Annotated in this window: 16 protein-coding genes, 1 rRNA gene and 1 riboswitch; of the genes, 12 read left to right on the plus strand and 5 right to left on the minus strand. The window is 70.2% G+C overall.

All coding sequences use genetic code 11. The features are described from left to right. The 11 genes from rrf to ACFC09_RS39375 all read left to right on the plus strand — a co-directional run. Positions 1-94, plus strand: a 5S ribosomal RNA gene (rrf, locus tag ACFC09_RS39325); the annotation flags it as partial. 109 nt (positions 95-203) lie between these two features. Continuing rightward, positions 204-812 carry a CDP-alcohol phosphatidyltransferase family protein gene (locus ACFC09_RS39330; RefSeq protein ID WP_376536737.1) on the plus strand — a complete coding sequence of 203 codons (609 nt, stop codon included), beginning with the start codon at positions 204-206 and terminating at the stop codon, positions 810-812. 114 nt (positions 813-926) lie between these two features. Continuing rightward, on the plus strand, positions 927-3,422 hold the full coding sequence (locus ACFC09_RS39335; protein ID WP_376536739.1) for a sugar phosphate nucleotidyltransferase: 2,496 nt from the start codon (positions 927-929) through the stop codon (positions 3,420-3,422). Between the two features lie 171 nt (positions 3,423-3,593). After that, on the plus strand, positions 3,594-4,433 hold the full coding sequence (locus ACFC09_RS39340; RefSeq protein ID WP_376536818.1) for a DUF881 domain-containing protein: 840 nt from the start codon (positions 3,594-3,596) through the stop codon (positions 4,431-4,433). Continuing rightward, positions 4,430-4,762 (plus strand): small basic family protein, encoded by a 333-nt coding sequence (locus ACFC09_RS39345; RefSeq protein WP_003988855.1) that lies wholly within the window; start codon positions 4,430-4,432, stop codon positions 4,760-4,762. Before ACFC09_RS39340 ends, ACFC09_RS39345 begins: the two co-directional genes overlap by 4 nt. Before the next feature lie 5 nt (positions 4,763-4,767). Next, the gene (locus tag ACFC09_RS39350; protein WP_376536741.1) at positions 4,768-5,604 is read left to right on the plus strand and encodes a DUF881 domain-containing protein; all 837 of its coding nucleotides are present in this window, start codon (positions 4,768-4,770) and stop codon (positions 5,602-5,604) included. A 130-nt stretch (positions 5,605-5,734) separates the two neighbouring features. Further along, positions 5,735-6,625: an FHA domain-containing protein gene (locus ACFC09_RS39355; protein WP_376536743.1), complete on the plus strand. Its 891-nt coding sequence runs from the start codon at positions 5,735-5,737 to the stop codon at positions 6,623-6,625. A gap of 43 nt (positions 6,626-6,668) precedes the next feature. Beyond that, entirely contained in the window at positions 6,669-7,406 is a 738-nt protein-coding gene (locus ACFC09_RS39360; RefSeq protein WP_376536745.1) for a MerR family transcriptional regulator, read from the plus strand. 108 nt (positions 7,407-7,514) lie between these two features. Next, entirely contained in the window at positions 7,515-7,988 is a 474-nt protein-coding gene (locus ACFC09_RS39365) for a bifunctional nuclease family protein (RefSeq protein ID WP_026253112.1), read from the plus strand. Between the two features lie 249 nt (positions 7,989-8,237). Next, a complete protein-coding gene (locus ACFC09_RS39370; protein ID WP_376536748.1) occupies positions 8,238-8,924 on the plus strand; it encodes a MerR family transcriptional regulator in 687 nt (228 codons plus the stop codon). A 125-nt stretch (positions 8,925-9,049) separates the two neighbouring features. Further along, on the plus strand, positions 9,050-10,456 hold the full coding sequence (locus tag ACFC09_RS39375) for a DNA polymerase IV (RefSeq protein WP_376536750.1): 1,407 nt from the start codon (positions 9,050-9,052) through the stop codon (positions 10,454-10,456). 487 nt (positions 10,457-10,943) lie between these two features. Here the strand turns inward: ACFC09_RS39375 and ACFC09_RS39380 are convergent, their stop codons facing one another. Beyond that, positions 10,944-11,315 carry a PRC-barrel domain-containing protein gene (locus ACFC09_RS39380; protein ID WP_376536752.1) on the minus strand — a complete coding sequence of 124 codons (372 nt, stop codon included), beginning with the start codon at positions 11,313-11,315 and terminating at the stop codon, positions 10,944-10,946. A 114-nt stretch (positions 11,316-11,429) separates the two neighbouring features. Then, positions 11,430-11,525, plus strand: a riboswitch (glycine riboswitch). A 174-nt stretch (positions 11,526-11,699) separates the two neighbouring features. Between ACFC09_RS39380 and gcvP the strand changes: the two genes are divergently transcribed. Continuing rightward, on the plus strand, positions 11,700-14,585 hold the full coding sequence (gene gcvP / locus ACFC09_RS39385; protein ID WP_376536754.1) for an aminomethyl-transferring glycine dehydrogenase: 2,886 nt from the start codon (positions 11,700-11,702) through the stop codon (positions 14,583-14,585). 175 nt (positions 14,586-14,760) lie between these two features. On the opposite strand, the gene ACFC09_RS39390 is transcribed toward gcvP, so the two are convergent. The 4 genes from ACFC09_RS39390 to modA all read right to left on the minus strand — a co-directional run bounded on the left by ACFC09_RS39390 (position 14,761) and on the right by modA (position 18,530). Beyond that, entirely contained in the window at positions 14,761-15,180 is a 420-nt protein-coding gene (locus tag ACFC09_RS39390) for a molybdopterin-binding protein (RefSeq protein ID WP_376536756.1), read from the minus strand. A gap of 77 nt (positions 15,181-15,257) precedes the next feature. Further along, a complete protein-coding gene (locus ACFC09_RS39395) occupies positions 15,258-16,349 on the minus strand; it encodes an ABC transporter ATP-binding protein (RefSeq protein ID WP_376536758.1) in 1,092 nt (363 codons plus the stop codon). A 484-nt stretch (positions 16,350-16,833) separates the two neighbouring features. Further along, positions 16,834-17,694, minus strand: coding sequence for a molybdate ABC transporter permease subunit (modB, locus tag ACFC09_RS39400; protein WP_376536760.1), 861 nt, complete (start codon positions 17,692-17,694; stop codon positions 16,834-16,836). Then, positions 17,691-18,530 (minus strand): molybdate ABC transporter substrate-binding protein, encoded by an 840-nt coding sequence (gene modA, locus ACFC09_RS39405; protein WP_376536762.1) that lies wholly within the window; start codon positions 18,528-18,530, stop codon positions 17,691-17,693. The genes modB and modA overlap by 4 nt, the downstream gene beginning before the upstream one ends. Between the last annotated feature and the right edge of the window lie 35 nt (positions 18,531-18,565).

Here is an 18,565-nt window from a genome sequence, read left to right on the forward strand (position 1 = left end):
AACGCCCGGTTACATTCCGAACCCGGAAGCTAAGCCTTACAGCGCCGATGGTACTGCAGGGGGGACCCTGTGGGAGAGTAGGACGCCGCCGAACTTCCTTTGAAGCTCTGGCTCTTGGGCAGGCAGCCCGAGAGCCAGAGCTTTTTTGCGTTGAGGTAGGGTCAGGGAGCATCGTTGGTTCATTTCCCACAGGAGGCCCCCGGGTGGAGGTCCAGGAGACCCGTATCCAGACTGACCGGGTTCTCACCATCCCGAACATCCTCAGCATGGCGCGCCTCCTCGGCGTACCCCTCTTCCTGTGGTTGATCCTCAGGCCCGAGTTCGGGGGGCCCAAGAGCGACGGCTGGGCGCTGTTGGTGCTCGCACTGAGCGGGGTCAGTGATTACCTCGACGGCAAGCTCGCGCGGCGCTGGAACCAGATCAGCAGCCTGGGTCGGCTTCTCGACCCGGCCGCCGACCGGCTCTACATTCTGTCGACCCTGGCCGGCCTCACCTGGCGTGAGATCCTGCCCATCTGGTTGACGGCCGTACTAGTGGCGAGAGAGTTGGTCCTCCTGGTGATGGTGGGCATCCTCCGGCGTCATGGTTACCCTCCGCCCCAGGTGAACTTCCTGGGCAAGGCCGCGACCTTCAATCTGATGTACGCCTTCCCGCTGCTCCTGCTCAGTGACGGAAGTGGTTGGATCTCGTCACTCGCTGCTATTTTCGGATGGGCGTTCGCAGGATGGGGTACAACGCTGTACTGGTGGGCAGGAGTGCTCTACGTGGTTCAAGTCCGCCGTCTGGTCCGCGCGGACGCCATGGCCGATTGAGCTCGACGATTGCCCCGACGTAGTGGCTCGATGGCCCGTGACGGCAAAGTGCGGGACAATCTTGACGGGTGAAGTCGGCTAGACCGTCGTCTCTTGGAGGAGGACGCTTCCGACATGAAGGCCGTCGTGATGGCCGGTGGTGAAGGCACTCGTCTTCGCCCGATGACCTCAAGCATGCCCAAACCGCTCCTGCCCGTGGTGAACCGCCCGATCATGGAGCACGTTCTGCGGCTGCTCAAAAGGCATGGGCTCACCGAGACCGTCGTCACCGTGCAGTTCCTGGCCTCGCTCGTCAAGAACTATTTCGGTGACGGTGAAGAGCTCGGAATGGAGCTCACGTACGCCAATGAGGAGAAGCCACTCGGTACCGCCGGAAGCGTCAAGAACGCCGAAGAGGCGTTGAAGGACGATGCTTTCCTGGTCATCTCAGGCGACGCCCTGACCGACTTCAACCTCACCGACCTGATCAACTTCCACAAGGAAAAGGGTGCGCTCGTCACGGTGTGTCTGACGAGGGTGCCCAATCCGCTGGAGTTCGGGATCACCATCGTCGACGAAGAGGGCAAGGTCGAGAGATTCCTGGAGAAGCCGACCTGGGGGCAGGTCTTCTCCGACACGGTGAACACGGGCATCTACGTCATGGAGCCCGAGGTCTTCGACTACGTGGAGCCCGACGTTCCCGTCGACTGGTCCGGTGATGTCTTCCCGCAGCTGATGAAGGAGGGCAAGCCGGTCTTCGGATACGTCGCCGAGGGCTACTGGGAGGACGTCGGCACTCACGAGTCGTACGTGAAGGCGCAGGCCGACGTCCTCGAAGGCAAGGTCGACGTGGAGATCGACGGATTCGAGATCTCCCCGGGGGTGTGGGTCGCCGAGGGCGCGGAGGTGCATGCGGACGCCGTGCTGCGCGGGCCGCTCTACATCGGCGACTACGCCAAGGTGGAGGCCGGCGCGGAAATTCGGGAGCACACGGTCGTCGGATCCAATGTCGTGGTGAAGAGCGGGGCGTTCCTGCACCGGGCCGTCGTGCACGACAACGTCTACGTCGGACAGCACAGCAACCTGCGTGGCTGCGTCGTCGGCAAGAACACCGACATCATGCGTGCGGCCCGGATCGAGGACGGCGCGGTCATCGGTGACGAGTGCCTGATCGGTGAAGAATCGATCGTTCAGGGCAATGTGCGGGTCTACCCGTTCAAGACCATCGAGGCGGGCGCCTTCGTCAACACGTCCGTGATCTGGGAGTCCCGCGGGCAGGCGCATCTTTTCGGTGCCCGGGGTGTGTCCGGGATCCTCAACGTGGAGATCACGCCGGAACTCGCCGTTCGGCTGGCCGGCGCGTACGCGACGACCCTCAAGAAGGGGGCGACCGTCACCACGGCCCGCGACCACTCGCGTGGTGCGCGTGCCCTCAAGCGTGCGGTGATCTCAGCACTCCAGGCCAGCGCCATCGACGTACGGGACCTGGAGAACGTGCCGCTGCCGGTGGCGCGGCAGCAGACCGCGCGGGGCAGCGCCGGCGGGATCATGATCCGGACCACGCCGGGGGTGCCGGACTCCGTCGACATCATGTTCTTCGACGGCCAGGGTGCCGACCTGTCGCAGGGGAGCCAGCGGAAGCTCGACCGGGTGTTCGCCCGGCAGGAGTACCGGCGGGCGTTCCCCGGGGAGATCGGTGACCTGCACTTCCCGGCCAGCGTCTTCGACTCGTACACCGGGTCGCTGCTGCGGAACGTCGACACGACAGGGATCGCCGAATCCGGGCTCAAGGTCGTCGTGGACGCCTCCAACGGCAGTGCGGGCCTGGTGCTGCCCAGCCTGCTCGGCAAGCTCCGAGTGGACTCGCTGACCATCAATCCCGGTCTGGACGAGGCCCGGCCCACGGAGACCGGTGACATGCGCAGGGCGGGGCTGGTGCGGTTGGGCGAGATCGTGGCGTCCTCCGGAGCCGCGTTCGGTGTCCGGTTCGACCCCGTGGGCGAGCGGCTGTCCCTCGTCGACGAGAAGGGCCGCATCATCGAGGACGACCGGGCGCTGCTCGTGATGCTCGACCTGGTGGCCGCTGAGCGGCGCAGCGGCCGGGTGGCGTTGCCGGTGACCACGACCCGGATCGCGGAGCAGGTGGCCGCGTACCACGGCACACAGGTCGAGTGGACCACGACGTCCCCCGACGACCTCACGCGCGTGGGGCGTGAAGAAGGAACGATCTTCGGCGGTGACGGCAAGGGCGGCTTCATCGTTCCGGAGTTCAGCGGCGTCTACGACGGTACGGCGGCCTTCGTACGGCTGATCGGGCTGGTGGCCCGGACGCAGCTCACGCTCAGCCAGATCGACGCGCGGATCCCGCGGGCACACGTCCTCAAGCGCGATCTGGCCACCCCGTGGGCCGTCAAGGGCCTGGTGATGCGGCGGGTCGTCGAGGAGGCGGGAGAGCGCTTCGTCGACACCACGGACGGGGTCCGGGTCGTGGAGACGGACGGACGCTGGGTGATGGTCCTGCCCGATCCGGCCGAGGCGGTCACCCACCTGTGGGCGGAGGGGCCGGACGACCAGTCCGCCCAGGCCCTGCTCGACGAGTGGTCGGCCGTCGTGGACAGCGCCGGACGGTAAAACCCCCAGTACGCGCGCGTGCCGGACAAGTGTCCCCCAAGGGGGCCTGTCCGGCACGCCGGTGGGGCCATTCGGAGGAACTGCTCCCGACGTGCGACGATGTGCGGCATGCCGCAGCAACCCCCCGTTCGGAGCACACCGGCCGTGCGGCCCGTGCGCCCGGACGCCTCCATGTCGTTGATCACCAACGTCATGGACCACAGCCTCGACGACGGGTACGCCGAGGCCGCCGAGCGCAGGAAGTCCCAGGGTGCGGCGGGCGGCATGCCGAAGACCCTCCGGGCGAAGCTCGGCCTGGCCGGCGGTCTGGTGCTCGCCGCGCTGGTCGTGACCGTCGGAGCCGCACAGGCGCGGGTGGCGGCACCCGTGGTCGCCAAGGAGCGGCAGGAGCTCATCGACCGGATCGACCGGGAGACGGAGAGCGCGGACAAGCTGGAGGGCAGCGTCGACCGACTCCGTGGCGACGTGAGCACCCGGCAGCGGGCGGCCCTGAGGCAGAGCGGCGGCAGCGAGACGGCGGATCTGGTGGGGATCCTGTCGGGCGCCACCGCGGTGCACGGCCCCGGAGTGCAGCTCGTCGTGAACGACGCCAAGGAAGCCAGCACGGGCGGCGACGGAAATCCCCGCACGACCGCTGGATTCTCGGACACCGGCCGGGTGCGCGACCGTGACATGCAGCGCGTCGTCAACGGACTGTGGGCGGCCGGTGCCGAGGCCGTCTCCGTCAACGGGCAGCGGCTGACCGCCCTGTCCGCGATCAGAGCGGCCGGCGACGCGATACTGGTCGACAACAAACCGCTGGTGCCGCCCTACACGGTGCTGGCGGTGGGGGACGGGGACCGGCTCGGCACCAGGTTCCAGAACGGCGCCGACGGGCTGTATCTGCACGCCCTTGAGGAAAACTTCGGCGTTCGGGCCGACATCTCGGTGGTGAACGACCTCCAGCTGCCCGCCGCACCGAGTGTGATCGTACGTACAGCACAGCCGAGCACTGAGAAGGGCACATCGTGATCGCGGTACTGGGCCTCGTCGTGGGAGTCGTGGCCGGCCTGTTGGTTCGTCCGGAGGTTCCGGCGGTCGTCGAGCCTTATCTGCCGATCGCCGTGGTCGCGGCGCTGGACGCCGTCTTCGGCGGACTCCGGGCCATGCTGGACGGCATCTTCGACGACAAGGTCTTCGTGGTGTCGTTCCTGTCGAACGTGGTGGTGGCCGCCCTGATCGTGTTCCTGGGCGACAAGTTGGGGGTGGGCGCGCAGCTCTCCACGGGCGTCGTCGTGGTCCTCGGGATCCGTATTTTCTCCAACGCCGCGGCCATCCGGCGGCACGTGTTCCGGGCGTGAGGCCGATGACCGATCCGAACGAACGGCCGGAGTACAGGCTGCGCCGGGCGCTCCCCGACGAGGTGCCCGCACCGGGGCCCGAGGCGGGAGAGCCACGGCACGAGAAGAGCAGGCCCGAGCTGACCGGCCGTCAGCGCCTTGTCGACGGCCTCTGGCCGCCGCGGGTCTCCCGGGCCCAACTCATCGTTGCCCTGCTGCTGTTCGGCCTGGGCTTCGGCCTGGCCGTCCAGGTGGCGTCGAACAGTGACACCGACAGTGCGCTGCGCGGCGCCCGCCAGGAAGATCTCGTACGCATCCTCGATGAACTGGACAACCGAACTCAGCGTCTTGAAGACGAGAAGACGGGACTCGAACAGCAGCGTCAGGAGCTGGAGAACAGCTCGGACCAGGCCGAGGAGGCACGCAGGCAGACGGCCGAGAAGGAGCGGCAACTCGGCATTCTGGCGGGCACCGTGGCGGCGCAGGGCCCCGGCATCACGATGACGATCAGCGACACGAAAGGGACGGTCAAGGCAGACATGCTGCTCGACGCGATCCAGGAGTTGCGCGCGGCCGGCGCGGAGGCGGTCCAGGTCAACGCCGTACGCATTGTCGCCGGCAGCTATCTCTCGGACTCCGGCGACGGCGTGAGCGTCGACGGGAACAAGATCAACGCTCCCTATCGTTTCAAGGTCATCGGCAAGCCGCAGGATCTCGAACCGGCGCTCAACATCCCCGGAGGTGTGGTGCAGACTCTTGAGAAGGAGCAGGCCACCGTGGCGGTCGAGCGTTCGGACAAGATCATTGTTGACGCCTTGCGACCGGCGAAGGAGCCTGACTACGCTCGGTCGTCCTCCCAGTGAATCGATGGTGCATGCGGGAGGTCCGGCAGGGGCATGAGGTTGCGGGGGGTCGGCGCATCGAAGGCTTGGTGCGTGATGGAAACTGTTTGGTGGATACGGACGTTGTGAGGATGTCCGGGTCGACCGGTGTATGGAATCAGGGTTCGTCCTGCCCCACGGGCGGGTCTGTTTCGGTCAAGGGGAATCGCCCGTGAAGTTGTTTGCGAAGTTGTTCGGCAAGAGCGCGCGAGAGGGCAGCGGCAGCGCGACCGCTCGCCATCGTGCACAGCCTGACGCAGAGGGCCAGCGCCCGATGTTCCGGGACCAGGTGGCTGGCCCGGGCGGTGACATTTCCGGAGGTCAGGGCGCGCCGTCTGTTGACCCTGCCCAGTCCGGCGGCATAGGTTTCGGGCAACCGTCAACCTCAAGTACGGGTGGAGGGTTTACTCCCGGCCCGTACGCGTCCAACGCCCCGGTGGGGCAGCCGCGGCAGGAGGATCCGTCCATGTCGATCCTGGTATGTACGAGGTGCGGTAACCGGAACGCGGAGAACGCCCGGTTCTGTTCCAATTGTGGTGCACCCTTGCGTGCGGGCGCCGTCCCCGAGCGGTCGTCGGAGACGACGTCCACGATCTCCATCTCCGGTCTGGAGGCGTACGACGCCGAGGTCACCGGGCAGACGCAGATGCCGTCGCTCTCTCCGGAGGCGCAGGCGGCCGTCGACGCGCTGCCGGTCGGCTCGGCGCTCCTGGTGGTCCGCCGCGGCCCGAACTCGGGCAGCCGCTTCCTGCTGGACGGGGACCTGACCACGGCCGGCCGTCACCCGCAGAGCGACATCTTCCTGGACGACGTGACGGTCTCGCGCCGTCACGTGGAGTTCCGGCGCGGAGCCGACGGTTCGTTCACGGTGGCGGACGTGGGCAGCCTGAACGGCACGTACGTCAACCGGGAGCGGATCGACCAGGTCGGTCTGTCCAACGGTGACGAGGTGCAGATCGGTAAGTACCGGTTGGTCTTCTACGCGAGCCGGCACGGCATCTGACCGTTCCCCCGGACCGGGTCCGGGGGAACTCCAGGGAAGGTCCATGCTTCAATCACCGCGCGGCGGTGCCGGGCACGGTACCGCCGCCAGGGACAGCGGGCTGATGAGCATCGGCGCGGTGCTGAACGCGCTGCGTGGCGAGTTCCCCGAGGTCACCGTCTCCAAGATCCGCTTCCTGGAGTCGGAGGGCCTCGTCGAGCCGCAGCGGACCCCCTCGGGGTACCGCAAGTTCAGCGCGGGGGACGTCGAGCGTCTGGGCCATGTCCTGCGGATGCAGCGGGACCACTACCTGCCGCTCAAGGTGATCCGGGAGCACCTCGACGCCATGGAGCGCGGCGAGGCCGTACAGCTTCCCGTGGTGGGGCGCCAGCGGGACGGTGAGGACGTCCTGGAGCCCGCCGAGGCGCCCGTGCCGGCCCGGATCGGACGCGCCGAACTGCTCGCGGCGGCGGAGATCGACGAGAACGATCTCAAGGAATGGGAATCGTACGGGCTCGTCGCTCCACTGGAGGACGGGACGTACGACGCGGAGGCGGTCACCGTGGCCTCCCTTGTCTCCGAGTTGGGACGGTTCGGTATCGAGCCGCGTCACCTTCGGGTGATGAAGGCCGCCGCCGACCGCGAGGCGGGCCTCGTCGACCAGGTGGTGGCCCCACTGAAGCGCCATCGGAACCCGCAGACCAGAGCCCACGCCGAGGCCCGTACGAAGGAGCTGGCGGCGCTCACCGTCAGGCTGCACACGGCGCTGGTGAAGATCGCGCTGGGCGTCCGGCTGCCCTGAGCGGCACGGCGTTCCGACGGCGAACGGCACGGCGTTCCGTCGGCCGGATCGTGCACCCGTTCTCTGCCCGACTACCCAAACGTCCCGGGCACGGCCTAGGGTTGCTGTGTGAACGAGCTCGATGTCGTAGGTGTCCGGGTCGAGATGCCCTCCAACCAACCGATCGTGCTCCTGCGTGAAGTGGGCGGCGACCGGTACCTCCCCATCTGGATCGGGCCGGGGGAGGCGACCGCGATCGCCTTCGCCCAGCAGGGGATGGCTCCCGCACGGCCGCTGACCCACGACCTGTTCAAGGACGTGCTGGAAGCCGTCGGCCAGGAGCTCACCGAAGTGCGCATCACGGATCTGCGTGAGGGCGTCTTCTACGCGGAGCTGGTGTTCGCCAGCGGCGTGGAGGTCAGTGCCCGCCCGTCCGATGCCATAGCGCTGGCCCTGCGCACGGGAACGCCGATCTACGGCAGTGACACGGTGCTCGACGACGCGGGCATCGCCATTCCGGACGAGCAGGAGGACGAGGTGGAGAAGTTCCGTGAGTTCCTCGACCAGATCTCGCCCGAGGACTTCGGTACCAGCAGCCAGTGAGCCGCCCCTTCGGGGCCGGCGCCGGGCCGGTTCACGGCCCGTGACGAGCCGTTGCCGGGGCAATTGCCAGGGGCCTTTGAGAGCGTCCTTCGAACCCCCGCGAGCGCATTCGGCTAGCCTTTCCCCGCGGTGGGGTACGGGAAACCACTCCTAGGGTGATTATCACTCGGCGTGCCGAGTGTGGCGATCGTTGACGCACCCCTGGTGACTGCCTACCGTCGTGAAGGCAGGTCAAGGACGGAGGTCGGCGTGAGAAGCAGCGGCGACGGTACGGCTGGGGGTGCCCCCGGACACGGTTTCGGGGAGAGCGGTCCGTTCGCTCCCTCGAACTCACGGCTCCGTTCCAGCGGGGAGCCCACCCCTCCCGGCAGCGGTGCGGCCGATCACGCCGCGCAACGGCCGACGGCCGTACTCAGTGGTGGAGGGGCGGCGGCCATGACGTCCGAACAGATCGGTTACCGGGGGCCCACGGCCTGCGCGGCGGCCGGCATCACCTATCGGCAACTCGACTACTGGGCCCGCACGGGTCTCGTCGAGCCCAGTGTGCGACCCGCCTACGGATCGGGTACGCAGCGCCTCTACAGCTTCCGGGACGTCGTCGTCCTGAAGATCGTCAAGCGGTTCCTGGACACCGGCGTGTCGTTGCAGAACATCCGCGGCGCCGTCCGGCACCTCAGGGAACGCGGTTTCCGTGACCTGGAGCGCCTGACGCTGATGAGCGACGGTGCCACGGTCTACGAGTGCACTTCGCCGGACGAGGTCCACGCCCTGCTCCAGGGCGGTCAGGGCGTCTTCGGGATCGCCGTGGGCGTGGTCTGGCGGGACGTGGAGAGTGCGCTTTCCCAACTGCACGGGGAGCGCATCGACACCGGGGAGACCCTGGTCGGGCACAATCCCGCGGACGAGCTGGCCAGGCGGCGCAACCGGGCGGTCTGAGCTGCCCGACCGGGCGGCTTGACAGCATGACCGCGGCGGTCCGAGCGGCCTTACTCAGGGGATCCGGGGCCGTGTCGCCCTCCGGCGGCGGGACGATGTCAGTGCCGTGGTGCAGCATCGGAGATGTGCGAAACGTGCCCACGATCCTGCATCTCGACATGGATGCCTTCTTCGCCTCGGTGGAGCAGGCGTCCAAGCCGAGCCTGCGTGGGAAGGCCGTCGTCGTGGGCGGACTCGGGCCGCGCGGGGTGGTCGCCACCGCCTCGTACGAGGCACGGACCTTCGGGGTCCGCTCGGCGATGCCCATGGCCCAGGCGCGCCGGCTGGCCCCCCATGCCGCCTACCTCGTGCCGCGCTTCGGACTGTACCGGTCGGTCAGCGAGCAGGTGATGGCGTTGCTGCGGGAGCTGTCCCCGCTGGTGGAGCCGCTGAGCCTGGACGAGGCGTTCGTGGACCTGGAGGCCGGGGGGACGGCCTGGGACGCGGAGTCGGCCAGGCTGGCCGGGGTGAAGCTGCGCGCGGACATACGGACGGGCACCGGACTCACCGGTTCGGTGGGGCTCGCCGCCTCGAAGATGCTCGCGAAGATCGCCTCGGAGCAGGCCAAGCCCGACGGCCTGCTGCTGATCGAACCGGGCACCGAGCGCGCGCTGCTCTCCCCGCTGCCGGTGCGGACCCTGCCGGGGGTGGGACCGGCCACCGGTGACCACCTGCGGCGGGCCGGGATCTCGACGGTCGAGGATCTCGCCGAGGCCGGTGAGGACGAGTTGGTGCGGCTGCTGGGCAAGGCCCACGGTCACGCCCTGTACGCCATGGCGCTGGCGCATGACGAGCGGCCGGTGGTGGCCGAGCGGGAGACGAAGTCGGTGTCCGTCGAGGACACGTACGACGTCGACATCCACGATCGTCTCCGGGTCGGCCTGGAGGTGCAGCGGTTGGCCGGCCGGTGCGTGCGGCGGCTGCGCGCGGCGGGGCTGTCGGGGCGGACCATCGTGCTGAAGGTGCGGCGGTACGACTTCTCCACGCTGACCAGGTCGGAGACGCTGCGGGGGCCCACGGACGATCCAGTGGTGGTGCGGGAGGCGGCGATGCGGCTGCTGGAGTCCGTGGACACGACGGGCGGGGTGCGGCTGCTCGGCGTGGGCGTCTCCGGTCTCGCCGACTACACCCAGGAGGACCTGTTCGCCCAGGCGGCGGAGGAGGCGGCCGACGCGGCATCGGAGGAGACGGCGGCCGAGCCCGTCGAGGAGCGGCCGGCGGCGGCCGAACGGCACTGGGCCGCGGGGCACGACGTGCGGCACACCGAGTACGGGCACGGGTGGGTGCAGGGCAGCGGTCTCGGGCGGGTCACGGTGCGCTTCGAGACACCCGCCTCGCAGCCGGGCCGGGTGCGGACGTTCCGGGTCGACGATCCCGGTCTGGAGCCCGCGGATCCGTTGCCGTTGCTGTCCGGGGGAGCGGAGGGGGCTGAGGGGGATGAGGGCGGACCGGTGGTGGGGACGCCGTCGCCGTCGTCGCGGGGGACCGGTTGACGTGGAGCCGGGCAGGGCCGCGGGGTGAGCGCGGCTGAACGGGCCCCGGCGAGCGGAGCGGGGCGGAAAGGGGCAGGGAGGAGGGCTGAGGGAGAAGGGGACCGAGGGGGAAGGGGACCGAGGAACGAGGGGCGAGCCGTCGGGCCGTCCGAGCGTGCCGGCATGGGGTCCGGCGCGCGCCAGACGGTGGTCGACGGGGCAGGCAGGGCAGGGGCGGGGTTATCCATGCCAGGGGGAGACAGCAGGGGCACTCCGCGTGGGCGGTCGCACCGCCGTCTCTGCCCGGGGTCGAGGCGGGCGGAGACGGCGGTGTGCTGGGAGGGGCACGATGCGACGGATCCAGTGGGCGACGTCCCCGGTGGGGTGGGACGTGCCGAAGGGCGAGGCCGAGGACGGACGACGGGGGACGAGGAAGGGAGCGGGGAAGGCAGCGGGGCGTTGGGCCGTACAGGGGTGAGGCCGAGGGGGAAGGGGCCCCGGGGCGGCGTCAGGTCTCGTCCTGGCCCGCCAGCTTGCCGAAGTCGTGGTCGGGTTGCGGTGACGGTGCCGCCACGTCCAGGCCGTAGTGGTGGTAGAGCTGGAGTTCCTGCTCAGGGGAGAGATGGCGGCCCACGCCGAAGTCGGGGGCGTCCTTGATGAGGGCGCGGTCGAAGGGGACGCGCAGACTGCCCTCGATCAGCTCGCTCGGCTCAAGGGGGACGAAGGCGTCCCTGGAGAACAGGCCCGTCCGTATGGCCGCCCACTCCGGCACTCCCGTGGCGTCGTCGAGGTACACCTCGTCGATGGTGCCGATCTTGGTGCCGTTGCGGTCGAACGCCTTGCGGCCGATCAGGTTGCGCGGATCGATGTCGGTCTGCACGGGCCCTCCTCATTGGTCGCAATCATGCGTAAGCACTACAAAAGAGCAGAAACGAGGCGGCGGCCACTCGAAGGTCCTGCCGATGGCGCCGCTGGTAGGCTGGCAATTGGCTGCTGATCCCGTGCGGGAGAGTCCTCCGGACATCGTCCGAGGCGCCGAAGGAGCAAATCCTCCCCGGAATCTCTCAGGCACACGTACCGCACGGGCGAGGTCACTCTGGAAAGCAGGGCGGGTGCTGACGGTTCCCGCTCTCACCGACGGGGAAAGCCGTGACGCCTCGGGTGGCACGGTGAAGCTCTCAGGTCGAGATGACAGAGGGGGAGGCCGTCGGGGTGCCCGCGCCGGGGCGCCCCTCGAAGGTCGTCAGACCAGGAGGCCTCCGCAATGACCGCCCACCGCACTCCGCTCTCCGAGCTCGAACAGGGCACCCCCTTCGAGCAGCGGCACATCGGGCCCGACCAGGAGGCGCGGGAGAAGATGCTCGCGCAGGTCGGTTACGGCTCGCTCGACGAGCTGACCGCCGCCGCGGTGCCGGACGTGATCAAGAACGCCGACGCGCTCGATCTGCCCGACGCCCGCACCGAGGCCGAGGTGCTGGCCGAGCTGCGTTCCCTCGCGGACCGCAACCAGGTCGTCGGTTCGATGATCGGGCTCGGCTACTACGGCACCTTCACGCCGCCCGTCATCCTGCGCAACGTCATGGAGAACCCGGCCTGGTACACGGCCTACACGCCCTACCAGCCGGAGATCTCCCAGGGCCGGCTCGAAGCCCTGCTGAACTTCCAGACCATGGTCGCCGACCTCACCGGACTGCCCACGTCCGGTGCCTCCCTGCTCGACGAGGGCACGGCCGCGGCCGAGGCGATGGCCCTGTCCCGGCGCATGGGCAGGAACAAGAAGGGCCTCTTCCTGGTCGACGCGGACACACTGCCGCAGACCGTCGCCGTGATCCGCACCCGCGCCGAACCGACCGGCGTGGAGGTCGTGGTCGCCGACCTGCAAGAGGGCATCCCCGCCGGGATCGCCGAGCGGGAGATCAACGGCGTACTGATCCAGTACCCGGGTGCCTCCGGCGCCGTACGCGACATCCAGCCGGTCATCGAGCGGGCGCACGAGCTCGGCGCGCTCGTCACCGTCGCCGCCGACCTGCTCGCTCTCACGCTGCTGAAGTCGCCGGGCGAACTGGGTGCGGACATCGCCGTCGGTACGACCCAGCGCTTCGGTGTGCCGATGGGCTTCGGCGGGCCGCACGCCGGCTACATGGCCGTGCACGAGAAGTTCGCGCGCAGCCTGCCGGGCCGCCTCGTGGGCGTCTCCGTCGACGCCGACGGGCACCGGGCCTACCGGCTCGCCCTGCAGACCCGGGAACAGCACATCCGGCGGGAGAAGGCCACCAGCAACATCTGCACCGCGCAGGTGCTGCTCGCGGTGATGGCCGGCATGTACGCCGTCTACCACGGTCCTGAGGGGCTGCGTGCCATCGCGCGACGCACCCACCGCTACGCGGCGATCCTCGCGGCGGGCCTGGCCGGCGGCGGTTTCAGGACCGTCCACGGTGCCTACTTCGACACGCTGACGGTCGAAGCCGCGGGCCGCGCCGAGCAGATCGTCGCCACCGCGCGGGAGAACGGCGTCAACCTGCACCTCGTCGATCCCGACCACGTCTCCATCGCGTGCGACGAGACGACCACCCGGGCCCGGCTCGGTGCCGTGTGGGCCGCCTTCGGCGTGCGGGGTGACGTCGAGGCGCTGGACGCGGCCACCGAGGACGCGCTGCCGCAGGCGCTGCTGCGCACCGACGAGTTCCTGACCCATCCGGTCTTCCAGCAGCACCGCTCCGAGACCGCGATGCTGCGTTACCTGCGCAAGCTGGCCGATCGGGACTACGCGCTGGACCGCGGCATGATCCCGCTGGGCTCCTGCACGATGAAGCTCAACGCGACCACCGAGATGGAACCGGTCACCTGGCCCGAGTTCGGCCAGCTGCACCCGTTCGCGCCCGCCGAGCAGGTGCAGGGCTACCTCACGCTCATCCACGAGCTGGAGGAGCGGCTCGCCGAGGTCACCGGGTACGACAAGGTCTCGCTCCAGCCCAACGCCGGTTCGCAGGGCGAGCTGGCCGGTCTGCTGACCGTGCGCGGCTATCACCGGGCCAACGGCGACGACCAGCGCGTCGTCTGCCTCATCCCGTCCTCCGCGCACGGCACCAACGCCGCCAGCGCGGTGATGGCCGGGATGAAGGTCGTCGTCGTGAAGACCGCCGAGGACGGCGAGATCGACGTCGCGGACCTGCGGGCGAAGATCGAGCAGTACCGCGACGAGCTGGCGGTGCTGATGATCACGTATCCGTCGACGCACGGCGTCTTCGAGGAGCACGTCGCCGACATCTGCGCCCAGGTGCACGAGGCCGGCGGCCAGGTGTACGTGGATGGCGCCAACCTCAACGCCCTCGTCGGGCTCGCCAAGCCGGGCCACTTCGGCGGTGACGTCTCGCACCTCAACCTGCACAAGACGTTCTGCATCCCGCACGGCGGCGGCGGTCCCGGCGTGGGCCCCGTGGGCGTCCGCTCGCACCTGGCGCCGTACCTGCCGAACCACCCGCTCCAGCCCGCCGCAGGTCCGGAGACGGGCGTCGGCCCGATCTCGGCCGCTCCGTGGGGTTCGGCGGGGATACTGCCCATCTCCTGGGCGTACGTCCGGCTCATGGGCGGCGCGGGGCTGAAGCGGGCCACGCAGGTGGCCGTGCTGGCCGCCAACTACATCGCCAAGCGGCTTGAGCCCCACTACCCGGTGCTCTACACGGGTCCCGGCGGCCTGGTCGCGCACGAGTGCATCATCGACCTGCGGCCGCTGACCAAGGCGACCGGTGTGAGCGTGGACGACGTGGCCAAGCGGCTGATCGACTACGGCTTCCACGCGCCGACGATGTCGTTCCCGGTGGCCGGCACGCTGATGATCGAACCGACCGAATCGGAAGACCTGATCGAGCTCGACCGGTTCTGTGAGGCGATGATCGCGATCCGTACGGAGATCGACAAGGTCGGTGCCGGTGAGTGGCCCGCGGACGACAACCCGCTGCGCAACGCCCCGCACACCGCGGCCGCGCTCGGCGGCGACTGGGCGCACGCCTACAGCCGTGCGGAGGCCGTCTTCCCCGCCGGTGTCTCGGCCGCCGACAAGTACTGGCCGCCGGTGCGCCGGATCGACCAGGCGTTCGGCGACCGGAACCTGGTCTGCTCCTGCCCGCCGCTGGACGCGTACGCGGACTGAACCGGGCGGGCGCGTCAGCGTCAGCGTGTGACGGGCTCCCGTCCGAGGCCGGGACGGGAGCCCGCAGGCGTGCGGGATCGGGAGCCCGGACCTGTGCGAGACCGGGAGCCCGGACGCGTGCGAGACCGGTCTGCGACGCCATCGGCGGCGGAAGAAGGGCGGCCGGACGGCGTTCTCAGGCCGTCGCCAAGGACACCTCGGTCGACTTGATCAGGGCGAAGACGGGCGAGCCGGCCGCCAGGCCCAGGTCGGTGACGGACTCCTCGGTGATGGCCGAGGTCAGTTCACCGCCTTCGACCGCGATCTTCACCGCGGCCATCGCTCCGCCGGTGGCGATACCGGTGACGGTCCCGGACAGCTGGTTGCGGATCGAGACGCGCTCGACGGGTGCGGTGGCCAGGGCGACCTCCGTCGACTTCACCAGGGCGCGCACCGTGGAGCCCGTGGTCAGGCCGAGGTCCTCGGCGGCCTCCAGGGTGATCGCGGCGGTCAGGTCCTGACCGCCGGTCAGACGGACCTTCACCGTGGCCATCGCCTCGCCCGGGGTGACGGCGGTGACGGTGCCGGGGAGCTGGTTGCGGATGCTCAGGCTCATGGGACGGCCTCGCAGAATGTGGGGGATTGGGGGGTTATGGACCCCTGATGGTCCCCACCGTAGCCGCAGCCGGTGCCTCAGGCCGGGTAGGCGTGGGTCTGCGCCGCCTTGACCGTCGCCCAGACCGGCGTGCCGGGCTGCAGGCCGAGTTCCGCGGCGGCGACCGTGGTGAGGTCGGCGGCGACGGACAGCTCACCGCCGAGATCGGCGCGGATCTGGTCGCCGTGCGTCTCCAGGCCGACCACCTCGCAGCGCCAGAGGTTGCGGGCGCTGGAGCCGGTGGGGCGGTCCCGGTGGAGGGTGACGGCGCTCGGCGGGAAGGCCACGAATACCGGGCCCGACAGGTCCTCGGTCGTGGTGATCGCCGGGCCGTCGTCCAGCCGTACCGTGTGGCCGTCCGCTCGCCCCCGGTAGAGGTTGAGGCCGACCAGATGCGCGATGTAGTCCGTGCGCGGACGGCGGGCGATCTCGGTGGGCGAGCCCTCCTGGACCAGACGGCCGTGCTCGACCACGACGAGCCGGTCGGCCAGCACCATGGCGTCCAGCGGGTCGTGCGTCACCAGGACCGCGACCGCCTCGAACTCAGCCAGGTGGCGGCGGAGTTGGGCGCGCACCTCCAGCCGGGTGCGGGCGTCGAGGGCGGCCAGCGGTTCGTCGAGGAGCAGCAGCCGGGGGCTGGTGGCCAGGGCCCGGGCCACCGCGACCCGCTGGGCCTGGCCGCCGGACAGCCTGCGGGGCTTGGCCGCCGCGTGCTCCGCCAGACCCATGCGCTCCAGCCAGTCGGCGGCCAGCGCGCGCGCCGCGGCCTTGCCCGCGCCCTGGCAGCGCGGGCCGAAGGCCACATTGTCCAGGGCGGACAGATGCGGGAAGAGCAGGTAGTCCTGGAAGACGACACCGACGGGACGCGACTCCGGGGCGGTGCGGTCGAGGGCGACGCCGTCCAGGTGCAGATGGCCGCCGGTGAGCGGATCCAGCCCGGCGAGGGCGCGCAGGGCCGTGGTCTTGCCGGCACCGTTGGGGCCCAGCAGGGCGACGACGTCGCCGGGCGCGGCCCGCAGGGCGATGTCGAGGCGGAAGGAACCGCGGTCGACGACGAGCCGGGCGTCGAGCCCGTCACCGCGGGTGCCTTCGGCGACGAGGCCGGCCGTGGTGTCGTCGATGTCCGTCATGGGGTGCACTTCCAGGAGTCGGGCGGGGCGGGATGGGTCTGCGTACCGGACGGGGCCGGACCGGCGGGTTCCGCGGGCCCGGCCGCCGGCCGGGCGCCGCCGGGCCGGTCGGTGGCCGAAGCGGCTGCTCGGACGCGGTCGGTGTCGGATGCGGCTCGTACCGGCGATCGTACGGCTGCGGGCCTCGGGACCGTACGCTCTCCCGCCGTACGGTCCCGGCCCGTGCGCCCTCGCGCGCCTTGTTCCAGCAGGTCCCCGGGCTGTGAGCCCGCAAGCCCTCGCGCGCCCTGTCTCCGTACGTTCCTGGCCCGTACGTCTTCCCGGGCCCGCTGTCGGTACGGTCCCGCGGACCGTGTCCCGCCCGCCGCACAAGCCGCGGCCGCACAAGCCGGAGCCGTGCTAGCCGGAGCCGTGCTAGCCGGGGCTGTGCAGGCCGGGGCCGTGCGAGGCGGCCGGGCGGGCGGCGACGGGCGGGCCGGTCTCCTCATGGTGTCGTCAGCCAGCGGTCCCGCAGGCCCGCCAGCACCGCGATCGAGACCGCCAGCAGGACCAGGCTGAGGGCGATGGCCGCGTCGGGGTCGTTCTGGAGGGCGAGGTAGACCGCGAGGGGCATGGTCTGGGTACGGCCGGGGAAGTTGCCGGCGAACGTGATGGTCGCGCCGAACTCGCCGAGCGCCCGTGCCCAGGCCAGGACCGCGCCCGCCGCGATACCGGGGGCGATCAGCGGCAGGGTGACCCGACGGAACGCGGTGAACCGGGACGCGCCCAGGGTGGTGGCCGCCTCTTCGAAGCGCGGGTCCGCGGCGCGCAGCGTGCCCTCGACGCTGATCACGAGGAACGGCATCGCGACGAAGGCTTCGGCGATCACGACGCCCGTCGTGGTGAACGGCAGCGTGATGCCGAACCAGGAGTCCAGCCACTGCCCGACCACGCCGTTGCGGCCGAGGGCGAGGAGCAGGGCCACACCGCCGACCACCGGCGGGAGCACGAGCGGCAGGGTGACCAGGGCGCGCACCAGACCGCGGCCGGGGAAGTCCGTGCGGGCCAGCAGCCAGGCCAGGGGCACGCCCACGACCAGGCTCACCGCGGTCGCCGCGGTCGCGGTGATCAGGGAGAGTTGCAGCGCCTGCCACACCTCGGTGCTGCTCAGCAGTTGAGGCAGGTTGCCCCACGGGGCCCGGACGAGCAGGGCGATCAGGGGCAGCAGCAGGAAGACCAGGGCCACGACGCCGGGGACCAGGAGCGGCAGCGGCACCCCGCGCCGGCCCGGCGGGCGGGCGCCTCGACGCCGCGGTCCGCTCTCGGGAGCGCGGGCCGCGGCGCCGGATGCGTCGAGGGGGGTCACGGCTTGAGGAACCCGGCCTCGCTCAGTACCTGCTGGCCCTCGGTGGACTGCACGAGCGCGATGAACGCCTTGGCCGCCTCGGCGTTGGGCGCGTTCTTCAGCAGGACGATCGGGTAGTCGTTGACGGCCTTGGCCGACTCGGGGAAGTTCACGCCCTCCACCTTGTCACCCGCCGCCTTCACATCGGTCTGGTAGACGACCGCCGCGTCGGCCTCCTTCAGCTCCACCTTGGTCAGGGCGCTCTTGACGTCCTGTTCGTAGGAGACCGGGGTGAGCTTGAGCTTGCTGGCGTCCAGGGCCTTCTGGGCGGCGGCGCCGCACGGGACGGTCTTGTCGCACAGGACGACCTTCAGACCGGACTTGGTGAGGTCCTTCAGGGAGGAGATCTTGTCGGGGTTGCCCGGCAGGGTGGCGATCTCCAACTGGTTGCGGACGAAGGTGGCCGGGGTCCCGGCCGCGTCGTTCTTGTCCGTCACGGTCGCCATCGTCTTGGCGCTGGCGGCGGCGAAGACATCGGCCGGGGCGCCGCCCGTGATGCTCGCGGCGAGCGTGTCGCTGCCCCCGAAGTTGAAGCTGACCTTGGTGCCGGGGTGCTGCTTCTCGAACTCCTTGCCCAGTTCGGTGAAGCTCTCCTGCAGCGAGGCCGCGGCGAACACGGTCACCGTGCCGGACAGCTTCGGCGACGCCGACGAGGAGCCCGACGCGGAGGACGACGAGCCCGACGTGGAGGACGACGAGTCGTCCGAGGACGAGCAGGCGCTCAGCGCCATCAGGACGGCGGCCCCCACGCCGGCCACCTGCACCAACCGACGGGTCCGGCGCTTCGAACGGGTCATCACGGTTCCACTCCTCTTGGGTGCTCGGACAACTG

Source organism: Streptomyces sp. NPDC056161 (assembly GCF_042268025.1).
Taxonomy (GTDB): domain Bacteria; phylum Actinomycetota; class Actinomycetes; order Streptomycetales; family Streptomycetaceae; genus Streptomyces.

Excerpts from the sequence above, each read along its gene's own strand:
- ACFC09_RS39335 (WP_376536739.1), top strand. The coding sequence starts at position 927 with ATGAAGGCCGTCGTGATGGCCGGTGGTGAAGGCACTCGTCTTCGCCCG.
- ACFC09_RS39340 (WP_376536818.1), top strand. The coding sequence starts at position 3,594 with ATGTCGTTGATCACCAACGTCATGGACCACAGCCTCGACGACGGGTAC.
- ACFC09_RS39350 (WP_376536741.1), top strand. The coding sequence starts at position 4,768 with ATGACCGATCCGAACGAACGGCCGGAGTACAGGCTGCGCCGGGCGCTC.
- ACFC09_RS39355 (WP_376536743.1), top strand. The coding sequence starts at position 5,735 with ATGGAATCAGGGTTCGTCCTGCCCCACGGGCGGGTCTGTTTCGGTCAA.
- ACFC09_RS39360 (WP_376536745.1), top strand. The coding sequence starts at position 6,669 with ATGCTTCAATCACCGCGCGGCGGTGCCGGGCACGGTACCGCCGCCAGG.
- gcvP (WP_376536754.1), top strand. The coding sequence starts at position 11,700 with ATGACCGCCCACCGCACTCCGCTCTCCGAGCTCGAACAGGGCACCCCC.
- ACFC09_RS39390 (WP_376536756.1), bottom strand. The coding sequence starts at position 15,180 with ATGAGCCTGAGCATCCGCAACCAGCTCCCCGGCACCGTCACCGCCGTC.
- ACFC09_RS39395 (WP_376536758.1), bottom strand. The coding sequence starts at position 16,349 with ATGACGGACATCGACGACACCACGGCCGGCCTCGTCGCCGAAGGCACC.
- modA (WP_376536762.1), bottom strand. The coding sequence starts at position 18,530 with ATGACCCGTTCGAAGCGCCGGACCCGTCGGTTGGTGCAGGTGGCCGGC.